The organism is Actinomyces gerencseriae DSM 6844 (assembly GCF_000429265.1).
GTDB classification, from domain to species: Bacteria; Actinomycetota; Actinomycetes; order Actinomycetales; family Actinomycetaceae; genus Actinomyces; species Actinomyces gerencseriae.
On sequence record NZ_KE386871.1, the window covers coordinates 287,339 to 312,737 of the forward strand.

20 protein-coding genes and 3 tRNA genes are annotated in these 25,399 nt (G+C 69.5%); 4 read left to right on the top strand and 19 right to left on the bottom strand.

Annotated features, from left to right (window positions below):
• Nucleotides 1-41: 41 nt before the first annotated feature.
• The 4 genes from G448_RS0110735 to G448_RS0110750 form a co-directional block, all read right to left on the bottom strand.
• Nucleotides 42-1,121, bottom strand: a complete 1,080-nt coding sequence (locus G448_RS0110735) for a sensor histidine kinase (RefSeq protein WP_026407980.1) — start codon at nt 1,119-1,121, stop codon at nt 42-44.
• Nucleotides 1,122-1,228: 107 nt separating this feature from the next.
• Nucleotides 1,229-1,897: a response regulator transcription factor gene (locus tag G448_RS0110740; protein WP_026407981.1), complete on the bottom strand. Its 669-nt coding sequence runs from the start codon at nt 1,895-1,897 to the stop codon at nt 1,229-1,231.
• Nucleotides 1,898-1,971: 74 nt separating this feature from the next.
• Nucleotides 1,972-3,165 carry an adenylate/guanylate cyclase domain-containing protein gene (locus tag G448_RS0110745; RefSeq protein WP_245572295.1) on the bottom strand — a complete coding sequence of 398 codons (1,194 nt, stop codon included), beginning with the start codon at nt 3,163-3,165 and terminating at the stop codon, nt 1,972-1,974.
• Nucleotides 3,166-3,257: 92 nt separating this feature from the next.
• Nucleotides 3,258-4,232: a biotin--[acetyl-CoA-carboxylase] ligase gene (locus G448_RS0110750; protein ID WP_026407983.1), complete on the bottom strand. Its 975-nt coding sequence runs from the start codon at nt 4,230-4,232 to the stop codon at nt 3,258-3,260.
• Nucleotides 4,233-4,314: 82 nt separating this feature from the next.
• On the opposite strand from G448_RS0110750, the gene G448_RS0110755 reads away from it, so the two are divergent.
• On the top strand, nt 4,315-4,953 hold the full coding sequence (locus tag G448_RS0110755; RefSeq protein ID WP_026407984.1) for a Maf family protein: 639 nt from the start codon (nt 4,315-4,317) through the stop codon (nt 4,951-4,953).
• Between the two features lie 53 nt (nt 4,954-5,006).
• On the opposite strand, the gene G448_RS16270 is transcribed toward G448_RS0110755, so the two are convergent.
• From G448_RS16270 to G448_RS0110805, 10 genes are all read right to left on the bottom strand, one after another.
• The gene (locus G448_RS16270; RefSeq protein WP_084436659.1) at nt 5,007-5,570 is read right to left on the bottom strand and encodes a MarR family winged helix-turn-helix transcriptional regulator; all 564 of its coding nucleotides are present in this window, start codon (nt 5,568-5,570) and stop codon (nt 5,007-5,009) included.
• A 249-nt stretch (nt 5,571-5,819) separates the two neighbouring features.
• A complete protein-coding gene (gene rpmG / locus G448_RS0110765; protein ID WP_026407985.1) occupies nt 5,820-5,990 on the bottom strand; it encodes a 50S ribosomal protein L33 in 171 nt (56 codons plus the stop codon).
• A 55-nt stretch (nt 5,991-6,045) separates the two neighbouring features.
• Nucleotides 6,046-6,119: transfer RNA gene (locus G448_RS0110770), tRNA-Met, on the bottom strand.
• Nucleotides 6,120-6,160: 41 nt separating this feature from the next.
• Nucleotides 6,161-6,233: transfer RNA gene (locus tag G448_RS0110775), tRNA-Thr, on the bottom strand.
• Nucleotides 6,234-6,354: 121 nt separating this feature from the next.
• Nucleotides 6,355-6,436 (bottom strand) — tRNA-Tyr (locus G448_RS0110780).
• 209 nt (nt 6,437-6,645) lie between these two features.
• Nucleotides 6,646-7,290, bottom strand: a complete 645-nt coding sequence (locus G448_RS0110785; RefSeq protein ID WP_026407986.1) for a response regulator transcription factor — start codon at nt 7,288-7,290, stop codon at nt 6,646-6,648.
• Nucleotides 7,278-8,537, bottom strand: a complete 1,260-nt coding sequence (locus tag G448_RS0110790) for a sensor histidine kinase (RefSeq protein WP_026407987.1) — start codon at nt 8,535-8,537, stop codon at nt 7,278-7,280. Before G448_RS0110790 ends, G448_RS0110785 begins: the two co-directional genes overlap by 13 nt.
• A 202-nt stretch (nt 8,538-8,739) precedes the next feature.
• Nucleotides 8,740-9,603, bottom strand: coding sequence for a zinc metalloprotease HtpX (gene htpX, locus G448_RS0110795; protein ID WP_026407988.1), 864 nt, complete (start codon nt 9,601-9,603; stop codon nt 8,740-8,742).
• Nucleotides 9,604-9,676: 73 nt separating this feature from the next.
• Entirely contained in the window at nt 9,677-10,792 is a 1,116-nt protein-coding gene (ald, locus tag G448_RS0110800) for an alanine dehydrogenase (RefSeq protein ID WP_026407989.1), read from the bottom strand.
• 84 nt (nt 10,793-10,876) lie between these two features.
• Nucleotides 10,877-12,364, bottom strand: a complete 1,488-nt coding sequence (locus G448_RS0110805; RefSeq protein ID WP_026407990.1) for an FAD-dependent oxidoreductase — start codon at nt 12,362-12,364, stop codon at nt 10,877-10,879.
• Between the two features lie 402 nt (nt 12,365-12,766).
• On the opposite strand from G448_RS0110805, the gene G448_RS0110810 reads away from it, so the two are divergent.
• From G448_RS0110810 to G448_RS16280, 3 genes are all read left to right on the top strand, one after another.
• On the top strand, nt 12,767-14,056 hold the full coding sequence (locus G448_RS0110810; protein ID WP_156911015.1) for a hypothetical protein: 1,290 nt from the start codon (nt 12,767-12,769) through the stop codon (nt 14,054-14,056).
• Between the two features lie 128 nt (nt 14,057-14,184).
• A complete protein-coding gene (locus G448_RS16275; protein WP_051268924.1) occupies nt 14,185-15,636 on the top strand; it encodes a hypothetical protein in 1,452 nt (483 codons plus the stop codon).
• Between the two features lie 28 nt (nt 15,637-15,664).
• Nucleotides 15,665-17,170 (top strand): hypothetical protein, encoded by a 1,506-nt coding sequence (locus G448_RS16280; protein WP_034495064.1) that lies wholly within the window; start codon nt 15,665-15,667, stop codon nt 17,168-17,170.
• A 78-nt stretch (nt 17,171-17,248) separates the two neighbouring features.
• On the opposite strand, the gene G448_RS0110825 is transcribed toward G448_RS16280, so the two are convergent.
• The 5 genes from G448_RS0110825 to nuoL form a co-directional block, all read right to left on the bottom strand.
• Complete coding sequence (locus tag G448_RS0110825) at nt 17,249-18,631, bottom strand: OmpA family protein (protein ID WP_245572296.1); 1,383 nt, start codon at nt 18,629-18,631, stop codon at nt 17,249-17,251.
• Nucleotides 18,632-19,024: 393 nt separating this feature from the next.
• Nucleotides 19,025-20,134 (bottom strand): polyprenyl synthetase family protein, encoded by a 1,110-nt coding sequence (locus tag G448_RS0110830; protein WP_026407993.1) that lies wholly within the window; start codon nt 20,132-20,134, stop codon nt 19,025-19,027.
• Nucleotides 20,131-21,729, bottom strand: a complete 1,599-nt coding sequence (gene nuoN / locus G448_RS0110835) for an NADH-quinone oxidoreductase subunit NuoN (RefSeq protein WP_026407994.1) — start codon at nt 21,727-21,729, stop codon at nt 20,131-20,133. Before nuoN ends, G448_RS0110830 begins: the two co-directional genes overlap by 4 nt.
• Complete coding sequence (locus tag G448_RS0110840; protein ID WP_026407995.1) at nt 21,726-23,342, bottom strand: NADH-quinone oxidoreductase subunit M; 1,617 nt, start codon at nt 23,340-23,342, stop codon at nt 21,726-21,728. The genes nuoN and G448_RS0110840 overlap by 4 nt, the downstream gene beginning before the upstream one ends.
• A gap of 14 nt (nt 23,343-23,356) precedes the next feature.
• The gene (nuoL, locus tag G448_RS0110845; RefSeq protein WP_034495066.1) at nt 23,357-25,396 is read right to left on the bottom strand and encodes an NADH-quinone oxidoreductase subunit L; all 2,040 of its coding nucleotides are present in this window, start codon (nt 25,394-25,396) and stop codon (nt 23,357-23,359) included.
• Nucleotides 25,397-25,399: the final 3 nt, after the last annotated feature.

The window sequence follows — 25,399 nt, forward strand, 5'->3', positions numbered from 1 at the left end:
CGACGACGGCGCGGGTCAGGAGCGGCGCGGGACGAGAGCGGTCAGAAGCGGCGCCTGCGCCCGACGCTCACCAGCGCCCCCTGCGGCAGCACGTTGTTCGGATCCAGTGACCGTGGCACAGCGTTGAGCAGGACGGAGAACACCGCCGGACTGCGCTGCGACAGCTCGATCTTGCCCCCGTCGGCCTCCACCAGGTCCTTGGCCAGCGCCAGCCCCACTCCCGTCGAGCCGTGCCCGGAGACGTGGCGCTCGAACACGTGCTGGGCGATATCCTCCTCGACGCCATCGCCCTCGTCGGCGACATCGATGAAGACGCCGTGCCCGCCCTTGGCACTGCGCACCCTCACGCTCGTCGTCCCCGCGCCGTAGCGCAGCGAGTTCTCGATCATGGTGGCCAGCACCTGCGCCAGGGAGCCGGGGCTCGCCAGCACCGGCAGCTCGACGTCGTCGGCGAAGGTGATCTCCCTGCCCGCCTCCGTGAAAGCCGGCTCCCACTCCTCGCGCTGCTGGGCGAAGACCTCGTCGAGGTGCAGGGCCTCGGTGGTGCCGCCGCCGGTGCGTCGGGAGACCTTGAGCAGGTCCTCCACCACTCCGGTGAGCCGATCGACCTGCTCGATGCACGCGCGCGCCTCCGCGCGCACCTCCTCCTCGCTCGACATGAGCTCGATCTCCTCCAGACGCAGGCTCAAGCCCGTCAAGGGCGTGCGCAACTGGTGGGAGGCGTCGGAGGCGAACTGCCGTTCGGCCGCGAGCCTGCCCGCGACGCGCTCGGCGGTGCGCACCAGCTCCGCCTGGACCAGATCGATCTCCTCGATGCCCGAGCGGCGCAGACGCGGGCGCACCTGCCCCGAGCCGAGCTGCTCGGCCTCCGCCGCCAGGAAGATCAGCGGAGCGCTGATCCGCCGCGACGCCTTGGCGGCGACCACGTAGGCGGCGATCAGAGCCACCGCCGTCAGCCCCACGGCGGTCAGGGCAACCGTGATCACCACCCGGGCGCGGTCATTGGCATTCGGCGTGGTGCGGAAGGCCAGGGCGATCCAAGCGCCCCCCAGGGGGATGCCCAGCAGGACGACGGCGACGGAGACCGCCACCATCGTCATCGTCATCGTCCGACGGCGCATGCCCGCTCCCTTCGTGAATCCTGCACCACGCTAGACGCCCCGGTCCGCACTGGGCGGGACCGGGGCGCGCTCGTCGGGCCGACACCCGCGCACGGGCGGCCGGAGTGCTACACCGCCAGACGGTAGCCGACGCCGTCGCGCAGGAGCAGCGTAGGGGCATCGGCGTCGTCGCCCAGCTTACGACGCAGCCATGTGACGTGCATCTCAAGGGTTTGCTCAGTACCCGTTGGATCCTCGCCCCAGACCTCCTTGAGGACATCCTCGATCGACACGACCTGGCCGCCGCCGCGCACCAGCACTCGCAGCAGCTCGAACTCGCGAGTGGTCAGCTGCAGCTCGCGGGAGGCGACGAAGGCGCGGTGGGCGGCGACATCCACGCGGATCTCACCGGCGGTGAGCTCGTCCTCGATGGCCTCGCCCGAGGCGCGGCGGACCTGGGCGCGCACGCGGGCCAGCAGCTCGGCCAGGCGGAAGGGCTTGGTGACGTAGTCGTCGGCACCCGCATCCAGACCGACGACGAGATCGGTGTCCTCGCTGCGGGCGGTGAGCATGAGGATGGGGGTGGTCAGACCCTGAGCGCGCACCTGACGGGCGACATCGAGCCCGTCGATATCGGGCAGGCCGAGATCCAGCACGATGATGTCGGCGCCGGCGATCTCCTCGAGAGCACCCTTGCCGGTGCCGTGGGCGCGCACCTCGTAGCCCTCGCGCCCGAAGGCGCGAGCGAGGGGCTCGGAGATGGCGGGATCGTCCTCAACGAGAAGCACTGTCGTCATAGGTCGGATCGTAGGCGACCGAAGGCCCCGCCGCCATCATTCGCAAGATGGAGACACGGGGACCGGATCTCCGCTCAAGCGCGGGAGAGCTCCCAGGGCGTGATGTTGCCCAAACCCTTGGCGACCACCTCGTGACAGGGATCGACCCGGTAGTGGTCGGATCCCGGACCGGAGGCGATCGCCATGGCGGTCGCCTCGTCCATCCGGATCCCCCCGGGATCGGCCGTGTCCACCAGGCGGGAGGCCAGGTTGACCGGCGGGCCGAAGACGTCCCCCGAGCGGGAGACGACCCTGCCCTGGACCAGGCTGGCGCGCACGAGCAGCATCTCCGGGCCGGACTGGAGCTCGTCGACCAGGGCGGTGACGACCTCGGCGGCGACGAGAAGGTCGTCGGCGATGTACATGACGGCATCCCCGATGGTCTTGACCACGCGCGCGCCCCGGGAGGTGACCACGTCCCGGGCCGTCGACTCGAAGTCCTCCAGCATGGCGGACAGCTCCTTGCGGCCCATCGTCTGAGCGCGCTGGGTGAAGGAGACGATATCGACGAAGCCGAGCGAACGGGACAGGGGGTACAGGTCGGGACCGGCGTCCTCGCGTCCGCGGTGAGCGACCTCGGTGTCGGTGCGGCCGATGAGCGCGGCGAGGTGCCGCCGCCAGACGTAGCCGAGCTGCGCGGACAGGGAGCCGACCAGCTCGTCGATGTGGTCCAGCGCCACGAGCCTGGCGGAGGTGTCGTCCAGGTGGAGGCGCTGCCCGATATCGGTCACGAGGGTCTCCAGCTGCCACAGCACGAGACGGTCCATGGTGAAGGACTGGGCCCGCAAGAGCTCCAGGACGCTGCTGGCGGCCAGCCCGCCGCCGGGAGCCGCCGGGGAGGGGAGCCCGTCATCGGTGTCGTCGATGAGGTCCGCCATGGTGCGCAGCGCATCGATATCGTTCTCGGTGAAGCGCACCTCGTCCGGATCGACGTCGGCGAAGCCCATCGCCCGCCAGAAGCGCATGGCGAGCCCGAGGCTGGTGCCGGCGCGCTCGGCCATCTCGCGCATGCTCAGAACGGGGGGCCCTCCGAGGAGGAGGTGCTCGTGACCGGCGAGAGTGGCCCACTGGGCACCGCAGGGGATGGCGGTGCCGTCGGGCGCGGCGCCGTTGGCCGCCGCACCGATCGCGCTGTCCGACGCGCCGCTGGAGGTACCGCTGGATGCTGTGGCGAGTGCCCGGGGCTCCCCCTCCTGGGTCTGGACCGCGGGGCTGGTCTGGTCGATCACATCCGCAACCGTAGCGCACGTCACACAATGACGCTCATCGTAGGGAACGCGAGTCGCTCTCCTCGGCCGGATCCCCGTGCCCACGGCACGGCCTACGCTCCGAAGCGCGCGGATGCCACGTCCCCGGCGGACACGACGAACTCCTCGGCCCCGTCCCCCGCCGGACCTCCGACGGCGTCGCGCAGAACGAGTCCCGGCCGCAGGTCGACCGCCCGCCCCCGAACCCGGCTCGGCGACCCCGCCGGCCCCATCGGCACGGTGACGACCACGTCCCGGCCCAGCGTCGAGCAGGCCTCGCGCAGATCCCGTCCGAGCCCGCCGTCGCCCCCATCGGGATCGCCGTCCTGCTCCTCCCAGCGCGCGACCAGCCCCGCGAGGTGCTTGCCGAGGTCCCTCAGGACGTCGTCGGCGGCCGCGAGCCCGGGATCCGCGCCCAGGCCGACGAGCGAGGCCGCCCAGGGCACGGGAAGGTCGGCGGCGCCCTGGGCCAGGTTGACGCCGATGCCGACGATCACCGCCGGCATCGCGGCGCGAGCCGCCTCCGCGCCGTCGCGCGACCCATCCGCACCGCCGGAGTGGCCATCGACGCGGTCCGCACCGGGCACCAGCTCGCACAGGACGCCGGAGACCTTGCGACTGGGCCCCCACCCGGGCACGTCCGCCACCGCGCAGGTGGACGTCTCCTCGGGCAGAGCGACGACGTCGTTGGGCCACTTCGTCCGCACCCGCTGGCCGGCGCCCTCCAGGCGGGGGGCGAGCGCGCGCTGCACCGCCAGGCCCGTCAGCAGCGGCAGCCACTCCAGCCTCGCAGCGGGTACGAGCGGGCGCAGGACCACGGACACCGTCAGGGCGCCGCTGGACGGCGTCTCCCATGTGCGCCCCGCGCGCCCGCGGCCCGCCGTCTGCGCCCGAGCGCGCAGGGCGGACAGATGGGGCCAGGAGCGGGCCGCCTCCGGGTCCACGCGCCCGTCCGGCCCGCTCAGGGCGACGCGCAGGTCATCATTGGTCGAACCGGTGACTCGAACCGTGACGAGCCGGGAGAAGGGGGTGAAGGGGGTGCTGCTCATCGCGGCAGCCTATCGGACCGCGCCCGCCGGCCCGCTGCGCCCGCCGTGCTCGACCCGCGGGGCCGTCATCTAGGGTGGGACCGTGATCCTCCTGGCCTCGCAGTCCTCCGGTCGTCTGGCCACCCTGCGCGCCGCAGGCGTCGAGCCGCTCGTGCGGGTCTCCGACGTCGATGAGCACGCCGTCCTGCGAGTGCTCGCCGCCGACTCCCGTCAGGAGCCGACCCCCGTTCAGCAGGTGCAGGCCCTCGCGCGCGCCAAGGCGGAGGAGGTGGCCGCCGCCGTCACCCGGGCCGAGCGGGAGGCGGATCCCTCCCTGGTGGTCGTCGGCTGCGACTCCATGCTGGAGATCGACGGGCGGGTCGTCGGCAAGCCGGGGACATCCGAGATCGCCCGCGCGCGCTGGCGGTCCATGCGCGGGCGCACGGGAGTGCTCCACTCCGGCCACGCCCTGGTGCGCGTGGGCAACGGCGCCCGGGCGGGCGGGGTCTCCTCGACGACCGTGCGCTTCGGCTCCCCCACCGACGCCGAGATCGACGCCTACGTGGCCACCGGCGAGCCCCTGGGGTGCGCCGGGGCCTTCACCATCGACGGGCTCGGCGGGGCCTTCATCGACGGAATCGACGGCGATCCGCACGGCGTGGTGGGCATCTCACTGCCGCTGCTGCGGCGTCTGCTGGCCGACCTGGATGTGAGGTGGACGGATCTGTGGGTCTCCCCCTGAGGCGCCCCGGGCGGGCGGGTCGAGCGGGGCGCGGGAGGCCGGGCTCCGCCGCCTCAGTCGGTCCCGCCGCCCACGAGCACGGTCAGGAGTCCGGTCAACACGATGAGCTGCTCATGCGTGAAGCGGTCGACGACGTGCCGACGCACGCCGTCCAGGTGAATGGGGGCCGCGGTGCGCAGGAAGCTCAGGCCCTCCTCCGTGAGCCGGCAGTTCACACCGCGCTTGTCGACCGCGCACGAGGCGCGCTCGACGTAGCCCGCCTTCTCAAGACGGCCCACCGTGTGCGTCAGGCGCGACCGGGAGTGCGAGACGTGCCCGGCCAGGGTGGACATGCGCAACTGGCGATCGGGCGCCTCCGACAGCCGCACGAGGATCTCGTACTCGTGCATGGAGACGCCCGCGCCGACCTCCAGCTCATGGTTGAGGCTGGCGGACACCGAGGTCGATGCGGCGAGAAAGGCGCGCCACGCCCGCATCTCCACGTCGTCGAGGGGACGGTCGGGACCCGCCGTGGCAGCGCCGCATTCCGACGGCGGCTCGTCGGAGGGCGAAGCGGCCGAGACGGCGGCCCGGCCGCAGTCGCCCGCCACCGCACCGCTCGCCTCATCCATCGTCATCCTCCTGCTGCTCGCACGGGTGGCGCCCGCTTCCACACGTTCCACATGATCATTCAGGATGGAACAATCGCGATTGTCTCCCTTTCTGTATATCATCCGATCATCGGAGGACGCCTCGTGCTCCTCCTCACCGGGCCCTCGCGACGGGGCACGGGTGCGACCGGCCCCGCCGACTGCTCGTCGACGGGGCCGGTCGTGCTCGCGGGCCGATCCGTATCGGCCGCGGAAAGGAATTAGGGGAAACGTCCCTCAGCGGGTCTCGCGGTGCTCGGTGTGCTTGCCGCAACGAGCGCAGAACTTCTTGATCGCGAGCCGGTCGGGGGTGTTCCGACGGTTCTTCTTCGTGATGTAGTTGCGCTCCTTGCACTCCGAGCAAGCCAGAGTGATCTTGGGGCGAACGTCGCTGGTCTTGCTAGCCACGTGTCTCTCCTCTGATTGATCCTTGAGCCGGTGGGGGCCTTGCTCGAATCCTGCGTAGCGGGGGAGGGACTCGAACCCTCGACCTCACGATTATGAGTCGTGCGCTCTAACCAGCTGAGCTACCTCGCCATATCAACACAAGAAGGGCCGTACGGCCCCGCTGGCGCCAGAGCCCCGAAAGGGAATCGAACCCTTGACCTTCTCCTTACCATGGAGACGCTCTGCCGACTGAGCTATCGGGGCAACGAGCGAGATCCTATGCGGATCGGATTTGCCGTGGCAATCCGGCCCTGCGTGTCCTCCCTCACTGCCGCACCGCCCTATGGACGGCACCGATCGTCCCGCCGGGGCGGGGCGATCACGGTGGCGGGTGAGGGATTCGAACCCCCGTAGCATTCCGCGGCTGATTTACAGTCAGCTCCCATTGGCCGCTCGGGCAACCCGCCGTGCTCCGCGCCCGTCCCGAATCCAGGGGGCGCGACGCCGTGGAAGAATAGCAAGCCGACGACGATCCGCGCCATTCCCCGCCGTGGGGGCCTGGTCACACCCGGACGCCCGGATCCCCGCCGCGGCGGGCCCCGGTCGGGGCGTCGGGGACGCCGGGGCGCGGCACGAACCCAGCGGCCCGGCGGGGTCGGATCGAGCCCCCGCCCGCTCAGGCCGACAGCAGGGTGAGCACGGCCTTGACCCGACGGTGCACGGCGGAGCCGGGAAGAAGGCCCAGCTTGGCGAAGATGCGCTGAGTGTGCTTCTCCACGGCGCCCTCGGTGACCACCAGCCGTGCCGCGATGGCCGCATTGGTGCAGCCCTCGGCCATGAGCGCGAGCACGTCGCGCTCGCGCGGCGTGAGCGACTCGATCGGGTCGTCCCGCCTGCTCCGGTGCATCACCTGGGCCACGACGTCGGGATCCAGGACCAGCTCGCCGCGCGCCACGCGCTCGACCGCTTCGAGGAAGGAGTCGATGTCGGTGACACGGTCCTTCAAGAGGTAGCCGATACCGCCCCCGCCATCGGCCAGGAGCTCGGGCACGTAGCCGGCCACCACGTACTGGCTCAGCAGGAGGATGGGGGCGCGTCCCCACTGCCGCCGGATACGGGTGGCGGCGCGCAGCCCCTCGTCGGTGTGCGATGGCGGCATGCGAATGTCGGCGATGACGAGCTCGGGGCGCAGCCGCAGCGTCTCGGCCTCGAGCGCCCGGCCGTCGCCGAGCTCGGCGACCACCTCGTGACCGCCCTCGGCGAGGATGAGCGCGAGCCCCTGACGCAGGAGAACGGAGTCGTCGGCGATCAGGACTCGCACGGGATCACCGCCTCAACCCGGGTGGGGCCGCCGTCCGGCGAGGTGACCGTGAGCTCGCCGTCGACGCCGTCGAGCCGCTCGGCCAGCCCGGCCAGGCCGTGCCCCTTGGCGAGCGCCGCTCCCCCGACGCCGTCGTCGGCGACCCATAGGCGCAGCCGCTCGCCGTCGACGACGGCGCCGAGCTCGGCCGAGCGGGCCCCGGAGTGCTTGTTGACATTGACCAGCGCCTCGCTGGCCACGAAGTAGGCGGCATGAGCGACGTGATCGGGCAGGTGCGGCAGGTCCGCCCGCACCGTCACCGGCACGGCGGAGCGCGCGGCGGCCTCGATCAGGGCCGCCGACAGGCCGCGGTCGACGAGCACCGGCGGAGCGATGCCGCGCGAGAGACTGCGCAGCTCGTCGAGGGTCTGGCGGGTCTGGGCCATCGCCTCGGTGAGGATGCCCGCCGCGGCCTCCGGGTCCTCGGCGGTCCGACGCCTGGCCCGCGCCAGGTCCATGCCCAGACGTACGAGCCGCTGCTGGGGACCGTCGTGGATATCGCGCTCCAGCCGACGACGGGCGTCCGCCTCCGCGCGCCGCACGGCGGCTCGGGAGGCCTCCAGGCGCGCGATCTCGCCACCACGGCACAGCAGGACGCGGGTGAAGGCCTGCTGAGCGCGCGCCAGCGATCGCAGGACGAAGGGAGCCGTGAGGGAGAACAGCACACCGATCGTCAGGTCGATCCCGATCTGCCACAGCAGAGCCGGCCGCAGCCCGAGCAGCTCGGCCAGGGACTCGCTCCGGGATCCCAGGACCGAGTCCAGGACCACCTCCGCAACGGGTCCGAGCAGCCCGGCGATCGCTATCGCGAGCCAGGCGATGGACACGGCCCAGGTCACGAGCGTCACGACGAGGCCGACGACGACCCAGACCAGGTCCAACCAGCGCTGCGGGTCGCGCAGCGGCACGGCCAGGCGGCGCGTGAGCCCGGCCCCGGGCTCCGCCCGCGCGTAACGCCCGGGCACGTACTCGCTGGAATCGACGGCCGCCACGGCGCGGCGCGCAGCGGCGGCGAAGCCGGCGCAGATCGCCAGGCTCAGCACCAGGATGGGCGCGCCGACCCAGACGATGATGACTCCCGCCCCCAGGGCGGTCAGCGGCACGACGACGATGAAGGCGAGAAGGTGGATGGGCCAGGAGAGCAGGAGGTAGACGGCGTCACGTCCCAGCTGCCGATAGCGGCGTCCCCATGAGGGTGGAAGGCTCATGGGGACATCCTGCCCCGGTGACGCCGGTGGTCCCAGTCCGCCACCTGGCCAGCCGGTGGTCGGGCTGGCCCGACCACCGGGCCCCTGGTCCGAGGACGACGAAGCGGTTCCCGGAACCGATCTCGACGCGGAACCGGACCGATCTCGACACGGAACTCGACCGATCTCGACGACGGGGCCACGATCGGCCAGTGGCGGGCCGTCAGTAGCCGGCCATCTGCTCCAGGCGCTCGATGCGCCGGCCCATGGGAGGGTGGGTGGAGAAGAGGTTGCGGACCCGTCCGAAGGGGTTGGCGATCATCATGGAGGAGACCGGTTCCACCCGCGGGTCCTGCCCCATGGGCACGCGCGAGACGCCCGACTCCAGCTTGCTCAGCGCGCTGGCCAGGGCCAGCGGATCACCGGTGAGGACGGCTCCGTCGTGATCGGCGTCGTACTCCCGGGTGCGCGAGATGGCGAACTGGGTGACGCTGGCCGCCAGCGGGGCCAGCAGGGCCAGGAGCAGCACGACGAGGCCATTGCCCTCGCGCCGGTCCCTCCCGCCGCCGAACCACATGAGCATCATGGAGACCGAGGAGATGACCCCGGCGATGCCCGCCGCGACGGAGCCGGTGAGGATATCGCGGTTGTAGACGTGGGAGAGCTCGTGCCCCAGAACCCCTCGCAGCTCGCGCTCGTTGAGGAGCTGGAGGATGCCCTGGGTGCAGCACACCGCGGCGTGAGCCGGGTCGCGGCCGGTGGCGAAGGCGTTGGGGCTCATGGTGGGCGCCACGTAGAGGCGCGGCATGGGCTGTCCGGCCGCGGCGGAGAGCTCCCGCACGATGGCGTGCATCCGGGGCTGCTGGGCCTCGGTCACCTCGATGGCGCCCATGGAGCGCACGGCGAGCCTGTCCGAGTTCCAGTAGGAGTAGGCGGTCTGGGCGACACCGATCAGCGGCATGACGAACAGCCAGATCGAGGAGCCGGTGCCCTTGGCGAGCACCCACCCGAAGAGGAGGAGCAGGCTCCACAGACCGCCCATGAGGAGGGCGGTCTTGAACCCGTTGTGGTGATTGGCTTCGGTCATGACGGGCAGTGTATGAGCACTGTCTGTGCGCACGCTGAGACGATGCGGGCCCCGGCCCCCGCGCCCGATCCGCTCAGTCCAGCAGGGCGGCCGCGTCGGCCGCGGGGATCCCCAGGGCCTCGCCGACCCCGGCGGTGTACAGCGCTCCGGCGTGAGTGGTCAGGCCGCGGGCGAGGTCGCGGTGCGCCCCGATCGCGTCGCGCCAGCCGTCGTCGGCCAGGGCGAGCGCGTAGGGCAGGGTCGCGTTGGTCAGCGCGTAGGTGGAGGTGTGCGGCACGGCACCGGGCATGTTCGCCACGCAGTAGAAGACCTTGCCGTCCACCTCGAAGGTCGGCGCCGAGTGGGTGGTGGGGCGGGAGTCCTCGAAGCAGCCGCCCTGGTCGATGGCGATATCGACCAGCACGCTGCCCGGCCGCATGGTCTCCACCATCGCGCGCGTGACCAGGTTCGGGGTGCGGGCCCCGGGCACGAGGACGGCGCCGATGACCAGGTCCGCTCCGGCGCAGGCCCGCGCCACGTCGAGCTCGGTGGAGAAGCGGGTGCGGATGGTTCCGCCATCGATCTCCTCGATGCGGCGCATGCGCACGGGGTCGACGTCGAAAACGGTGACATCCGCGCCCATGCCGGCCGCGACCCGCGCGGCGCTCAGGCCGGCGGTGCCGCCTCCCAGGACGACGACGTCTCCGCGCCGCACCCCGGCCGCCCCGCCCAGCAGGACGCCGGCCCCGCCGCGGGGGCGCAGCAGGGCGTCCGCGCCCACCTGGGCGGCCAGGCGCCCGGCGATCTCGGACATGGGCGCCAGGAGGGGCAGGGCACCGGTGTCGGTCGCGACGGTCTCGTAGGCGATGGATGTGACCCGCTCGGAGAGGAGCTCCTCGGTCAGGGGGCGGTCCGCGGCCAGGTGGAGGTAGGTGAACAGCAGCAGGTCCGGGCGCAGGAACCGGTACTCCTCGGCGACCGGTTCCTTGACCTTGAGGATGAGCTCGGAGTCGGCCCAGAGCGCCGAGGCGTCGTCGACGATGGCGGCGCCGGCGACGACGTACTCCTCGTCGGGGATCGAGGCCCCTTGGCCGGCGCCCGCCTGGACGGCCACGGTGTGCCCGTGCCGGACGAGCGCGTGAACGCCGGCCGGCGTGACGGCGACGCGGAACTCGTTGTCCTTGATCTCGGTGGGAACACCGATTCGCATGGTTCTACCTCCGGGGTGGTCGTCGTGAGGGGACGGGTTGACGCGTATCGACCGGGACCGGCGGCAGGGCCGCCGAGCCCTGGGTCAGTCGGCCAGGCGGTCGGCGACGCGCTCGGGCACGCGGTCCGCCTCGGGCCGGCCGATGAGGTCCTCGGGGACCTCGGTGGAGCGGGAGATCGCGGTCATGGCGTCGCGGGAGACGACCTTGACGCGCTCGCGCGACCTGGTCTCGCCGCCGGTGACGACGACCTCGCCGTAGTCCTCGCCGAGCTCGCGCTCGTAGGCGTCGAGCAGCTCCCAGCCCTCCCAGTTGGTGAAGGGGACGCCGCGGGACTCCAGCAGGGCGATGAGGGCGTCGTGGCCGACCTGGGTCTCGTCGTCGGTCCCGGCGTGCAGGAGGCCGGCGTTCGCGTCGGTCACGAGGTTCGAGACGGTCTCCTGGGCGTCGGACTTGGTGGAGCCGATGAGCCCCACCGGACCGCGCCGGATCCAGCCCGTGGCGTACAGGCCGGTCAGCGGCTCGCCGTCCTCCCCGAGCACGCGGCCGCCCTCGTTGGGCACGACGTGTCGCTCGGCGTCGAAGGGCAGGCCCTCGATGCTGCTGGAGGCGTAGCCGACGGCGCGGTAGACGGCCTGGACCGGCCAGTCGTGGAACTCGCCGGTGCCGGTGACGCCGCCGTCGCCGGTCAGACGGGTGCGCTCGGTGCGCAGGGCCCGCACGTGACCGCCGTCGTCGGTGAGAACGGCCGCGGGCGCCTGGAAGAGATGGATGTGGATGCGGCGGGAGGCGGTGAGGTCCTCCGGCTCCTGCATCGCGTAGCCCTCGAGGGCCTTGACGACCTGGCGCTGCTGGTTGGAGGACTTGAGTGCGGCCTGGCTGCCCTCGTCGTACTCGAAGTCCTCCTCATCGACGAGGACGTCGACATCGGCCTGCTTGCCGAGCTCGCGCAGCTCCAGGGGGGTGAACTTCACCTGGGCGGGACCGCGGCGTCCGAAGACGTGGACGTCGGTGACCGGGGAGTCCTTGAGGGCGGCGGCGACGTTGGCCGGGATCTCGGTGGTCATGAGGTCGTCTGCGTGCTTGGCCAGGACGCGCGAGATGTCCAGAGCCACGTTGCCCACGCCGATGACCGCGACCTCCCTGGCACTGAGATCCCACGTGCGCGGGTGATCGGGGTGGCCGTCGTACCAGGAGACGAAGTCGGCGCCCCCGTAGCACTCGGGGGCATCGACGCCGGGGATGTCCAGGGGGGCGTCGGTGTCGGCGCCGGTGGAGAAGATGATGGCGTCGTAGTGCTCGTGGAGCTCGGCCACGGAGATGTCGCGGCCCACCTCCACGTTGCCGATGAGGCGGATGTCGCCGCGCTGGAGGATCTTGTAGAGGGCGACGATGATCTGCTTGATGCGCGGGTGGTCGGGGGCCACCCCGTAGCGCACGAGGCCGTACGGCGCGGGCAGCTGCTCGAACAGGTCGATACGGACCTCCATGCCCGACTTCGAGAGGATGTCCGAGGCGTAGATGCCCGCGGGACCGGCTCCGATGACGGCGACATTGAGGGGACGTGCGTTCACTGTTCTTCGTTCCTGGCAGAGGGGGCGTGGATGCGGCACCGGGACCGGCGGACCCGGGCGGGGGACGGCGGCGGGGCACCGCGCCACAGTCTATGGACGAAGGCCGGCCTCACCCAGGGCGCGGACGACATCGTCGCTTTGAGGCGCGTCACGTCGGCGCGATCCCGGTCGATGGGTTCGGGACAACTCCCCATTGCCCCGACTCGGAAGCGGGCCGACCATCAAGGGGCCGTCGCAATGGCCGGCCCCGTTCCAGCACGCCACAGGAGCAGCATGCGCCGCCGCATATTTCTCACTACCGTTCTCGGCGCCGCAGCGGGCGCCGGCCTCTCCCTCCCCGGCGGATGCACCGCCACGCGCTCCCACAGCTCACCCTCGAGCACGGCGAGCCCGAGCACGCCGGTGCCGACGCCACCGAGCCCCACGGCAGCGCCCACCGACTTCGGCACGGAGCCGCTCTGGCCACCACCAGGAGTAGTCGAGATCGAGGAGGACACCCCGGTCCGGGAGGACGAGTGCCGCGTCATGCGCGCCCGCGGCCACTGCCTCACCGGCAGCATCAATGCCCGTTACCTCCCGGATCGAACGGACCTCCGGGGAATGTGCCCGGTCATCGTGGACCTCAGCGGTCCCGACGTCTACGCCGTGCTCCCCGACGACTCCGGGACCAGTTACCGCACGTCCGTTGTCACGTTGATAGAACCACCGGAGGAGACGGCCACGCCGAGCCCCGGGGCCGTCACGGTGCTCGCCGCCGGGCCCTCCGCTCTCGACGACGATCACGCCTACGTCATCGTTGGCAGGAGTGAAGGAGCGAGGGCAACCGACGGCCCGACGGATCCGAAGGGTCCCTTGACCCTGCTCAAGATCCGGTTGTCCGACGCCGACGTGGTCTCCAGCGCCCAGCTCTCGACCGGCTTTCCCATCTATTCGCTCACCACTCGGAATGGGCCGAGCGGCGGCATCGCCCCCACCTCCGACGGAAGCGCCCTCATGCTCACGACCGGTAGTGACCCTTATCTGGCCCTCCGGTTATCCATCGCAGATCTATCGGTCCAATTCGATGCGCATTCTGTTCTGACGGGAACCTGCCGGGGGGACCTGGGGGACGAGGCCGTCTGCACGGACAAAGACAGTAATATCACATCAGGCACCACGATAGTCACTCTGACCGACGGCGCTCCCCACGAGGTCCCCAAAGGGGATACCCCTCGATTCGTGTGCGAACGATGGCTCTACTCGAGTCGATACGAACCTGGGGGCCATACAACGGTCATGACCGACTTGGGCACCGGCGAGGAAGCTGTCCTCACCGGATACCCCGGCACTTACTCCTCCCCCGGGAACACGACGGCAGACGGAGGATACATCATTACCTGCGCATCGGATCAGATCGACGTGCGCCCGCCGGGGTCGGCCACAGCAACGCTGACCTGGACCACGGCAGAACGGACAGTGCCCGCGTCGGGACTCGTGTACGGAGCCAACCTCTACACACGTTCCGCATCCGGCAGGATCAGCGTCACCGGCCTGAAGTCAGGAGGCAACATCAAGAGCCTCCAGCTCGACAAGGCCCGAGCAGGAGGGGGCATCAACGCAGTCACCCCCTATGGGATCAGCGACGGATACCGCTTCTACCCCGCAAGCGAATGGGCGGAAGACCCCGCACCCTCCTCAACAGGAACATCATGACTGGTCAGATCTCGCCTCACGGCTCTGGGAGATGCTCCCGGATCAGAAGAAGTCCACGTCCCCGCAGCCGAATCTCGATGCCGAGCATCGAGAAGCCCGCCCCCGTTCCAGGAAACCATAGAAACGTCATGCGTCGTCGCACCTTCCTCGCCACCGCCGCGGCCACCACGGCCCTGCCCGTCCTGGCCGCCTGCACTCATCAGACTCGACAGCCCAACCGCCCCGCTCCGACACCACCCCCAGGACCCGACTCGGTTCCCACGTCGTTCGCAGATCGGCCCACATGGCCGACAGCGGGGACAACAGACACCGACACCGTCATCACCGCCGCCCACGACCGCTATCTGTGCGGTGGTGCCAGGATCAAGGAGGCTCTCGACGTGATCACCGGCGGTTGGTGCCCCGTCGTCGTCGACGTAGGGACCCTCACGACCCACGCGGTTCTTCTGGATGAGAACGGGTCCTGGACGACCAAGGAGGCGGAGACGGCTGGTCTCCACAGCATGGGCAAGGACCCGCGAACTGCGCTCACCACGATCATGATGGGTCCCGCACTTCTCGACGACGAATACGCTTATCTCACCATGGGCGCCCTTATCCTGTCCTCCCCGAGCACCGAGGACCCTTCATCGTACGATCATCCTCCCGAGGGCACGACCTGTCCGGTAGTCGTGGCCAAGGTCCGCCTTTCCGACGCTTCCATCATGAACGTCGCAACAGTTGCCGAGAAGTATTCGACCAAGAATGTCGAGAGCATCAATCTATCTTTTTCCGCCGACCGGAGCTCCCTCATCATGACGGGAAAGGGAGACCAATCGCCGACGACTCAGCCCCCCGAGAATTACATAGCTCTCCGCCTCAGCGCTGCGGATCTGTCGGTCGAGCTCGACGCGCGCTCTATCCTGGAGAACCAATATGTCACCTATATCAGATCCTATGGTCAGGCCATCGGCTATCATCCCGCAACCGCATCGAACTCGAGCATCCTGTTCCTGAGCAACGGCGAGCACGAAAGCACTGGAGGAGCCGTCCCGATCATCGTGAGGGACGACTGGTACTACTACAGGGATGACACCACCGACGAGCAAGGCCTGGCGAGAAACGTCTCCTCCGGTCAGACCGTTGTCCTGAAGGGCGACTGGGAGAACGAGGTCGAGTGGTGGCCGACTATCTCCTCCGATCAGCAGGCGAGCCTTGCATTCAATCATCAGCGCGGTTCCGCTCCTTATTTGTCCGTGCGCCTGCCGGGAGCCTCCGCACCGGCACTGAAATGGACTGAGAACGAACGAAGAGTACCGGATGGCGCGTGCGTCGTCGGCGATATCCTGTACTCATCCTATGACCTCGATGACTCTGGGAGCACCACGACTGATCATCTCGATCTCACGTCGATCAGCACAGGCAAGGAGATCACTCAGACTGAAGGCGAGACGGGACTGGCCGGAGAATACAGTAATGTCATCACACCATGGGGACTCGCCACCTACGGCGCTTTCTACTCGGCAACCGCCTGGCTCGATGCTTCGATCACAGCAGAACCGGAGAGCCCGGATGCGTCCGCCACGTCCACTGCCTCTTGACATTCCTCCCGGAGGAAAGGAATCCACTATGCGTCGTCGCACACTCCTCGCCACGGCCATCGGCGCACTGGCCGGACTCGAAGCCTGCTCGGGCACGTTCGGCAAGTCCGCTCCGGGACCAACCCCGTCAATCGCCCCGATGCCGACCCCGAGCAGGACACCGCGGCCGTCGCCGCCGACCGATACCGCAGTCCCCTCATATTTCTCCGACCAGGCCATGTGGCCGGACACCAGAGCCCAGACGAACGCAACGATCACCGCTCTGCACGGACATCATCTGTGCGGGATGATCGCAATCCCCGAGTTGCAGGAGACCGTCTCCGAAGGTCAGTGCCCCGTTGTCGTCGACTTGAAGGGCCCGACCACCTGGGCATTGACGCCCGACAGCAAGGGGAGCTGGAACGCGAGGTTAGTTGACTTGGCGGCGAGTTCCACCCCGGAAGCAGAAGCAACTGCCGGCCCCACCACGACAGCGACCCCAGCACTCCCGGAGATCAGTGTCGCGACCGGTCCTGCGATCGTGGATGACACCCATGCCTATCTTGTGGCCGGCGTCTATTACGAAGGCGATTCGCAGCCGGGGGGTTCGTATGGAGAACCGGTGACGTGCGCGATCGACGTGGTCAAGGTTTCCGTTTCCGACTACGCGATCGTAGCATCGGTGCGGCTGGTCGAGGCGTACAAGTTCGACAGACAGCTGCTCGATCGGGTGTCTTTGAACTTCAATGCCGACCACAGCGCTCTGCTCATAGCCGGAAGCAAGGACCATGACGCCGCAGATGCCAGAGGTTTTGGATTCCGCCTGAGCGCCACCGATCTGTCGACGCAATTCGACGCGAGCACCGTTCTCACCGGCAGCTATCAGGACATGGACGAAAAAGGGGAGGCATTGACCGCAATGGACGAGAACTCGAAGGCGGTATTCGTTTACCTCACCAACGGCACCACAGAGACCACGGAAGACGAATGGCGGATCGAAAGAGTCCAGGACGACTGGATCTACTACTACACGACTCGCGCCACTCCGGGGGCCGGCGATAGCGACAGCTCGCACATGCGAAGCCTCACCACGGGGGACAGCGTCGCACTGAGCCGCCAGCGCGAACATTTTCACAACATGTATACATCCGATATCCACACGGGCCAGCACGAGGTCATCCTTTACGGCACATACACAAAACCCACATTCTCTGTGCGCCAGCCCGGGGCGACGACGCCGATGCTGTCCTGGGCCTCCGATGAACGAGCCGTTCCCCGTGCGGCCTGCGTATTCGGCGATATCGCCTATACGACCACGCCGGACCGCCCAGAATATAAAGGAAACGCAACTCTTCAACTGACGTCCCTATCGTCCGGTCAGGATATCGGGCAGGTTCCGATCGACACCGACAACGGGCCTATCGCGGTCTCCGCATGGGGTCTCGCGCTACAAGGCGCCTTCTATCCGGCAAACGGATGGATGGACCACCCGGGGCACTCGACACCCTCTGACGCCCCCGAGGAGACCGCCACGGCAACGGCAACAGCAACATGACGGGAACGGCTTCGCCCTTTCCGCGCGCGAGCTCTCCTGCCGTCCGGGTCCTCATATCAGAGAGCCCCACCGCGGCTCCTACGCATCAATTACAGGGACGTCGGTGAGGCGGGCGATGATTCGCTCCCTCGCATAACGGTACTTACCTTCGGGAATATCAATCATAATGCTGTCCTCACCGACGTCCGGCCAGACAACCGGAAAAGACTGGGAGGCCCCGGGCTCAAGATCGTAGACAAAGTTATTGGCCAAAGGAAATCGTCTGCCATCAGAGTACGCATAATCCGCCTCCAGATGCCTTAATCCGCCACTGAGGATGGTCAAACTACTCACACCATAAACTCCGGACAGTCCGCGCAATTCCATGAGTTTTCCCGGCAACGCGAAGGAAGAGACCGGCACATAGACCTTTTCGTCAGAGGTGAGCACCACCTTTCCGGTCACGTACTCCCCCACTCGAACCACATGGTCGATCGACATGTGCACGGTCTTCCCCTCAACCGTCACATCGACACCCTCCGGCCCCTTACCCACCGGGCCGGCCGGATCGGGCGTGGCGGCTGATGGCGGAGCCGCACTCGCGCTCGGCGACGCACCGGCTTCGGCGGGCTTCGACGGCGTCAGCGTGATCTCCACTCGGCGGTTGGCCTGTCTGCGCTCGTCGGAGTCGTTCGGCACTCGTGGCGAGGACTCCCCTTCACCCGAGACGGACTGATTCCACTTGGACAAGTCCGTCAGTTCCTTGAGCCGCTCCGATACCGCCTCGGCACGCCGCTCCGACAGATCCTGGTTATGCGCGTCGTCAGCCACGTCGTCGGTGTGCCCAGTAATCGTCAGCTCCCCACCCGAAGGGTGCTTCTCGATCTGCTCCACCGCACCGGCCAACACAGCATCGGCCTGTGCCGAGAGCTGATCGGAGTCAGTCGCGAAGGTGACGTCCCCGGCCACCGTCACCGTCGTCGACGTCTCATCCTGCTTCGTATCCGATGAGCCGTCCATCGACACGGCCGCCCGCTCGAGCTCGAAGGGACCGGGATCGGATTCATCGAGCTTCGCCTTGGCGATGACGTCAGCGATGTCAAGATCCACATCCGACGCCGCAACCACCGGAATGCCGATCACAACACCCATATTGGGGAGAAGCATCTCCACCGACCGGACTTCATCACTCAGAGCCGCGAAGACGGGAAACGCCTCAACCGGCTTACCCTTTGAAACCGAACCACCGAGGTCCTCATTGTTCCTCGCCAGCTCGGGGTAGACCACGCTTCGCTCCAACGACATCATGCGGACATCAGCCGTTGTGGAGACATTCGTCCCAATGGCGAAGGCCTGACTGAGGTACACGGCTTCCTCAGAGTCGGAGGAAATGTGAAACCTCGCCACCGAGTACTTGTCCTTCACCGCAACCGGACCGACCTCCACCGTCAGCGGCGCACCCTTGTACTCCGTGTCGAGCACCACCCCACCATGAGGCCCGGTCGACGCCGCCACCGCAGCACGAGCAGAGGCAGCAGAGCCTGAGTCCTTCCCGGACGCCGCACCGCCCTTCCCGGGCATCCCGCAACCGGCCAGGACGGCCCCCGCCCCGGCCAGGGCGGACAGGGCCAGGACACTGCGGCGAGTCGGTCGGGAGCTGCGATCGGCGGACGACGTCGCGGAGGAAATCATGTCGGGGACCTTTCAGCGCATCGGGAGCATGTGCCCGACACGCTATGCGCCCCAGGCCGCCGCTCGCGATGGGCAGGTACCCGCTCGTCCCCGGGCACTCCCCATCACTCCCCATCACTCCATGGGGAAACCCGGCGAGTGCGGGATCGGTCGGTGAGAGGAGCGCGGCCCGTCCCGGAGGCCTCAGGCCGCCCTGTCCACGAGCAGCCGCGCGAACTCCTCCATGCCCTCCCGCACAAGCTCGACGCGCTGCTCCGCGTCGGCCAGAGCGGCCTGCCGCTCGGCCTCGTCGGCGCCCGTCGCATCCAGGCGCCGGCGCGTCCCGGCGCGGACGGCGTCCTCCAGCCCTGCGAGCACGCCCACGGCCTCCCGGGCCCAGGTCATGGCCATCTCCCGCGTGCGCGCCAGCACCGGGTGCAGGCGCAGCCGGGCGACGACGTCGGCCAGCACCGCGTCGTCGTCGAGGTTCCCGGTCGACAGCCTCGAGAGGATCGACTGTCCGGCCGCGTCGAGCTCGCCCGCCGCCAGGGCCTTGCGCAGCAGGAGCACCGGCATGGTGTCCACACCCTCCCGCAGATCCGTCCCCGGGGTCTTGCCGGTGGTCTCGGAGTCGCTCGCCAGGTCGATGACGTCGTCGGCCAGCTGGAAGGCGACCCCGATCTTCTCGCCGAACTCCTCCACGATGCGCTCTGTGGCGTCGCCGGCGCGGGCCAGCATGGCGCCGTAGCGAGCGGACATGGCGATCAGGGAGCCGGTCTTGTCCGCCAGGACCCGGATGTAGTGGTCGACGGGATCGGTGCCGGCCGGACGGGGCAGGGTCTCGTGGAGCTGCCCCATGCACAGGCGCTCGAAGGTCTTGGCGTGGGCGAGCACGGCCCGTGGACCGAGCGCCGCGACGAGTTGGGAGGCGCGCGCCACCAGCACGTCGCCGGTGAGGATCGCGGCGGAGTTGCCCCACACCGTCTGGGCGCTGGGCGCACCGCGGCGCAGAGGCGCCTCGTCCATGACGTCGTCGTGGTAGAGCGTGGCGATGTGCGTCAGCTCGACGGCGACGCCGGCGTCGAGCACCTGCTCCCCCACGGCAAGGCCGGTGTCCCCGAGCTGGGCGGTCAGGAGCGTGAGAACCGGTCGCAGCCGCTTCCCCCCGGCCTCGGCCAGATGGGAGGTGGGCGGGTTGATGGTCTCGTCGGCATTGCTGACGACGTCGAGCAGACGCGCCTCGACGGCCTCGAGAGCCGGGATGATCCGTCCCTCGAGCTGCGGAGGGGCGTTCAAGGGCAGCGATCCGATCACGGTAGGAGCATAGCGGCGCGGCCCAGGAGCGCGATAACGGCCTGCGGCAGCACTCCGAGCGCCACCGTGACGAAGACCGCCACGACGATGGCGGCACCCGATGGACCCATCGACTCCACGACGACGACCCCGCTCCCCTCGGGCTCGCGGAAGAACATGAGGACGATCAGCCGCATGTAGAAGAAGGCCGTGATGGCGGAGGAGATGACCGCGGCGATCACCAGCCACATGGCCCCGCCGCCGACGGCGGCGATGAACAGCTCGAACTTGGCGACGAAGCCCGCCGTCAGCGGCACGCCTGCGAAGGACAGCAGGAACACCGCCATGGCGGCGGCGAGCCACGGGTTGCGCCGCCCCAGGCCCGCGAAGGACCCCAGGTCGGTGGCCTCGGCGCCCGCCGCACCACCGTGCCCCGTGCGCACCAGGGCGACGATGCCGAAGGCCCCGACGGTGGCCACGCCGTAGGCGAGCGCGTAGAGCAGCAGGGCGCTGATGCCCGTCCCGTTGAGGGCGATGATGCCCATGAGCATGTAGCCGGCGTGGGCGATGGCCGAGTAGGCGAGCATGCGCTTGATATCGCTCTGAACGACGCCGACGACGGTGCCCACCACCATGGTCAGGATCGCGACGGTCCACAGGAACGGGGCCATGTCCCACCCGAACGCACCGCCGACCAGGTAGTAGAAGCGCACGAGCGCCAGGAAGGCGGCGGCCTTGACGCCGGCGGCCATGAAGCCGGTGACCGGGGTCGGGGCGCCCTGGTAGACGTCCGGGCTCCAGGCGTGGAAGGGCACGGCTGCGGTCTTGAACAGCAGCCCCACGGTCACCAGGACCACGCCCGCCAGGCCGAGCCAGTCCATGTCGATCACGTCGATCGCACCGCCGACGGCGAGCGCGTCGGCGACCCCCGTGTAGGACACCGAGCCGGACAGGCCGTACAGGAAGGCCGAGCCCAGCAGGAGGAACGCGGAGGCGAAGGCCCCCAGCACGAAGTACTTCAGCGCCGCCTCCTGGCTCAGCAGACGGCGGTGGCGGGCGGTGGCCGCCATGATGTAGAGCGGCAGCGACACCAGTTCGAGCACGACGAACAGCGCGATGAGGTCGTTGACCATGGGGAAGAGCATCATGCCGGCCAGGGAGAACAGCATGAGCGGGAAGACCTCGGTGGCGGTCCAGCCGCGGTGGAGGGACTCCGTCTCCTCGGCGCTGCCGGGGCGATCGGCGGCCTGCGCGGCGAAGGCGCCGTCGCCCGCGGTGGTGCGGTCGGCCATGATCAGCACGGCCAGCAGACCGATGAGGAGCACGATGCCCTGAGCGGCCACCCCGAAGGGATCCTCGCTGATCCCGGCGGCCAGCACGCGTCCCGATGGCCGGATCCTGCCGGTCCCCGCGTCCTGCGGGAGGACCTGGCTCCAGCGCAGGACGAAGGCCGTGCCGGAGGCGAGGATGGCCACCGCGGACAGGACCGCCTGCACCTGCAGGCGTCCCCCGCGCGGCGCGAACGCCTCGACGAGGACGCCGAGCACACCGGCCCCCAGGATGATGAGAACCGGGATGAGCCCGGCCCACTCGATGATCGGGACGGTGACGCTCACTTGCTGATCCCTTCCGTGACGGTGGGGGCGGAGGGCGATGGCGGATCCGCCGGGGCGAGCGGACCGGTCGCGGCAGCCGGGTCGCTCAGAGCGGCCGGACGCCCGGAGTCGGCGCTCATGGTGGTCGCCACCTGCTCGGCGACGCCGTCGAGCGCATCGGTGAGCGCGCCGGGGGCCAGTCCCAGGAGGAGCATGGCGGCGATGATCGGGACCAGCACGAGCCGCTCACGCCCGTCCAGGTCCGCGCTGCCGACGCGCTCGGCGTCCGGAGCGCCGGTGAAGACGCGCTGGTAGGGCAGGAGCACGTAGACCGCGGCGATGACCACGCCCGCCACGGCGACGACGCCGAGGACGACGGACCGGGAGAAGGTGCCGGTGAGCACCATCCACTCCGGGACGAAGCCGCTCAGGCCCGGCAGTGCGATGGAGGCCAGGCCGGAGACCAGGAAGGTGCCGGCCACCAGCGGCATGACCCGGCCGATGCCGCCGAGCTCGCCGATCGCCACGGTGCCGGTGCGCCGGGCTAGGAAGCCGGTGACGAGGTAGAGGCCGGCGATGGACAGTCCGTGGGCGACCATGTAGACCATGGCGCCGATCGCGGCGATCCGGTCGCCGATGAAGATCCCCAGCACCATGAAGCCGAAGTGGCTGATCGAGGTGTAGGAGATGAGCCGGTAGAGGCTGTCCTGGCCGATGGCCGCCAGGCCCCCGTAGATGATGCCGACGACGGCCAGCACGAGGACGACCGGGGCGGCCCAGGCGGCCGCCTCGGGGAAGAGCGGCAGAACCAGGGCGATCATGCCGTAGGTGCCGATCTTGTCCAGGACGCCGATGAGGAGGACCGAGGTGCCCGGGGTGGCCTGCTCGGCCGCGTCGGGCAGCCAGGTGTGCAGGGGCACCAGCGGGGCCTTGATCGCGAAGGCGATCATGAAGGATGCGAAGATCCAGCGTGCCGCGGCGGGCGGGGCGCTGAGGGACCCGGCGAGGGAGCCGATGAGGTAGCCGGTCTCCGTGCGCGGGCCGTAGAAGAACAGGGCGACCACGCCGACGAGCATGACGAGTCCTCCGGCCAGGGAGTACAGGAGGAACTTCAGGGCGGCGCGCCGGCGATCCGGCCCCCCGAAGCGACCGATGAGGACGTACACCGGCACGAGCATGGCCTCGAAGCAGACGTAGAACAGGAACACGTCGCGCGCGCTGAAGATGACGACGACGAAGGCCTCCAGGGCCAGCACCAGGGCCGTGAAGAGGGCCTGGTGCTCGGCGGGGATCTCGCCCCAGCCGGCGAGCAGGACCAGGGGCACGAGGAAGGCCGCCAGCAGCAGCATGGCCAGGCCGAGCGCGTTGACGCCCAGGGCCCAGGAGATGCCCAGGGTCGGGATCCACGGCCGGGTCTCGGCGAGTTGGACGGTTCCGCCGCTGCCCGGGTCGAACAGGGCCATCGCCCAGATGCCGACGCCGAGCGCCCCCAGGGAGAAGACGAGGCCGACTCCGCGGGCCAGGCCGCGCAGCGGGGGCACGAACCACAGGAGAAGCGCCCCGGCGAGCGGGACGAGCACCATGACGGTCAGCACGGGTGCCGGCCCGGGGATGGATGCGGTGATGGGCTGCATGTGGTCGTGTCCTCTCAGAACCTGCTGGCCAGAACGGCGATGAGGGCGAGCACCGTTCCGGCCAGCATGTAGCCGGCGTAGGAGCGCACGTACCCGGACTCGGTGCGCCGCACGAGCCGGCCCGCTCCGGCGGTGGCCCTGGCGAGCCCCTCGACGGCGCCGTCCACGACGTAGCGATCCGAGGCGGAGGCGGCGATGACGAGGCCCTGTCCCGGGCGCATGGCCAGTCCCTCGTTCACGGCGTCCTGATACATGTCGCGGCGCGCGGCCTCGACCAGGGCGCTGCCGGTCTGGACGACGGTGGGCACGGCGCGGCGCACGTACATCAGCCAGGCGACGAGGACGCCGATGACGACGAGAGCGAGCGTGGCGCCCATGATGACCGCGGCCGGCAGCACGGGCTCGCCGTGCTCGACGCGCCCCGTCACCGGCTCCAGCCAGATGGCGAAGGCGTCGTTCATGGACAGCAGCCCGCCCAGGCCGACGGAGAAGATCGACAGGACGATGAGGGGCAGCGTCATGAGCGGGCCCGACTCATGCGGGTGGACGGCACCCTCGATGTCCCTCTCGGTGGTCCAGCGGGGGCGCCCGTGGAAGATCATGAAGAACAGGCGGGACATGTAGAAGGCGGTCAGCCCCGCCCCCAGGAGCGCGACGGAGCCGAGGATCCAGGGGCGCGCGCCCTCGCCGACGAAGGCGGCCTCGATGATCCTGTCCTTGGACCAGAACCCGGAGAAGGGCGGGATGCCGAGGATGGCGAGCCAGCCGATGCCCATGGTGATCCAGGTGGTGCGCATCGCCCCGGCCAGGCCGCCGAAGCGGCGCATATCGACCTGGTCGCCCATGGCGTGCATGACGCTTCCGGCGCCCAGGAAGAGCTGGGCCTTGAAGAAGCCGTGGGTCAGCAGGTGGAAGATGGCGAAGGCGTAGCCGATCGGTCCCAGTCCCGCGCCCAGCATCATGTAGCCGATCTGGCTCATGGTGGAGGCCGCCAGGACCTTCTTCATGTCGTCCTTGGCGGACCCGATGACCGCTCCGAGCACGAGGGTGATGGCGCCCACGACGGCGACGGCCAGCTGCGCGTCCGGGGCCCCCTCGAAGATCGCCCCGGAGCGCACCATGAGGTAGACGCCGGCGGTCACCATGGTGGCGGCGTGGATGAGGGCGGAGACCGGCGTGGGTCCGGCCATGGCGTCGCCCAGCCAGGCCTGGAGCGGGAACTGGGCGGACTTGCCGCAGGCGGCCAGCAGGAGGAAGAAGCCGATGGCGGTCAACTGGGCGGTGGACAGCGAACCGTCCTCGGCGGCCGGCAGCACGGAGATGAAGGAGACCGAGCGGGCCTGGGAGGAGACCATCGTCATCATGGCCAGCAGGAGGCCGACGTCGCCGACGCGGTTCATGATGAAGGCCTTCTTGGCGGCCGTCGCATTCTGCCGGCTGGTGAACCTCTCGGCCTGCGGGGCGTCGGCGTCGGCGGTGCTCCAGAAGCCGATGAGCAGGTAGGAGGCCAGGCCCACGCCCTCCCACCCGACGAACAGGACGATGTAGGAGTCGCCCAGGACCAGGGTGAGCATCGCGGCGATGAACAGGTTGAGGTAGGCGAAGAAGCGGCGGCGATCCCGATCATGGGCCATGTAGGCCACCGAGTAGACGTGGATGAGGAAGCCGACGAAGGTCACCAGCGCCACGAAGGTCATCGAGAGCGGGTCGATGCGCAGGCCGATGCGCACAGTGAGGTCCCCGGCGCCGAACCAGCGCCACAGGTCCACGCTCATAACGCGCTCGGCGGCGGGCAGGCGGAGGATCTGCGCGAGGATCCCCAGCCCCAGGCAGGCGCTGGTCAGCGAGGCGGCCAGGCCCAGCAGGTGGCCCCAGCGGTCGGAGGCGCGTCCGGCCAGCAGGAGGACGGCGGCACCGGCCGCGGGCACGGCGATCAGCAGCCAGGCCAGGGCCGCAGCACCGGTTGCGGGCGAGACCAGGGGCGCGGGGGGGACGGCGCCGGGTCCCGCGCCGATCCCCGGGGCGCCGGCGAGCACGAGAGATGGTGCGATCATGGG

Bases quoted from the DNA above. Each gene is read 5' to 3' on its own strand.
- G448_RS0110735 (WP_026407980.1), bottom strand. From the start codon at position 1,121: ATGCGCCGTCGGACGATGACGATGACGATGGTGGCGGTCTCCGTCGCC.
- G448_RS0110740 (WP_026407981.1), bottom strand. From the start codon at position 1,897: ATGACGACAGTGCTTCTCGTTGAGGACGATCCCGCCATCTCCGAGCCC.
- G448_RS0110750 (WP_026407983.1), bottom strand. From the start codon at position 4,232: ATGAGCAGCACCCCCTTCACCCCCTTCTCCCGGCTCGTCACGGTTCGA.
- G448_RS16270 (WP_084436659.1), bottom strand. From the start codon at position 5,570: ATGACGATGGATGAGGCGAGCGGTGCGGTGGCGGGCGACTGCGGCCGG.
- G448_RS0110790 (WP_026407987.1), bottom strand. From the start codon at position 8,537: ATGAGCCTTCCACCCTCATGGGGACGCCGCTATCGGCAGCTGGGACGT.
- htpX (WP_026407988.1), bottom strand. From the start codon at position 9,603: ATGACCGAAGCCAATCACCACAACGGGTTCAAGACCGCCCTCCTCATG.
- ald (WP_026407989.1), bottom strand. From the start codon at position 10,792: ATGCGAATCGGTGTTCCCACCGAGATCAAGGACAACGAGTTCCGCGTC.
- G448_RS16275 (WP_051268924.1), top strand. From the start codon at position 14,185: ATGCGTCGTCGCACCTTCCTCGCCACCGCCGCGGCCACCACGGCCCTG.
- G448_RS16280 (WP_034495064.1), top strand. From the start codon at position 15,665: ATGCGTCGTCGCACACTCCTCGCCACGGCCATCGGCGCACTGGCCGGA.
- G448_RS0110840 (WP_026407995.1), bottom strand. From the start codon at position 23,342: ATGCAGCCCATCACCGCATCCATCCCCGGGCCGGCACCCGTGCTGACC.
- nuoL (WP_034495066.1), bottom strand. From the start codon at position 25,396: ATGATCGCACCATCTCTCGTGCTCGCCGGCGCCCCGGGGATCGGCGCG.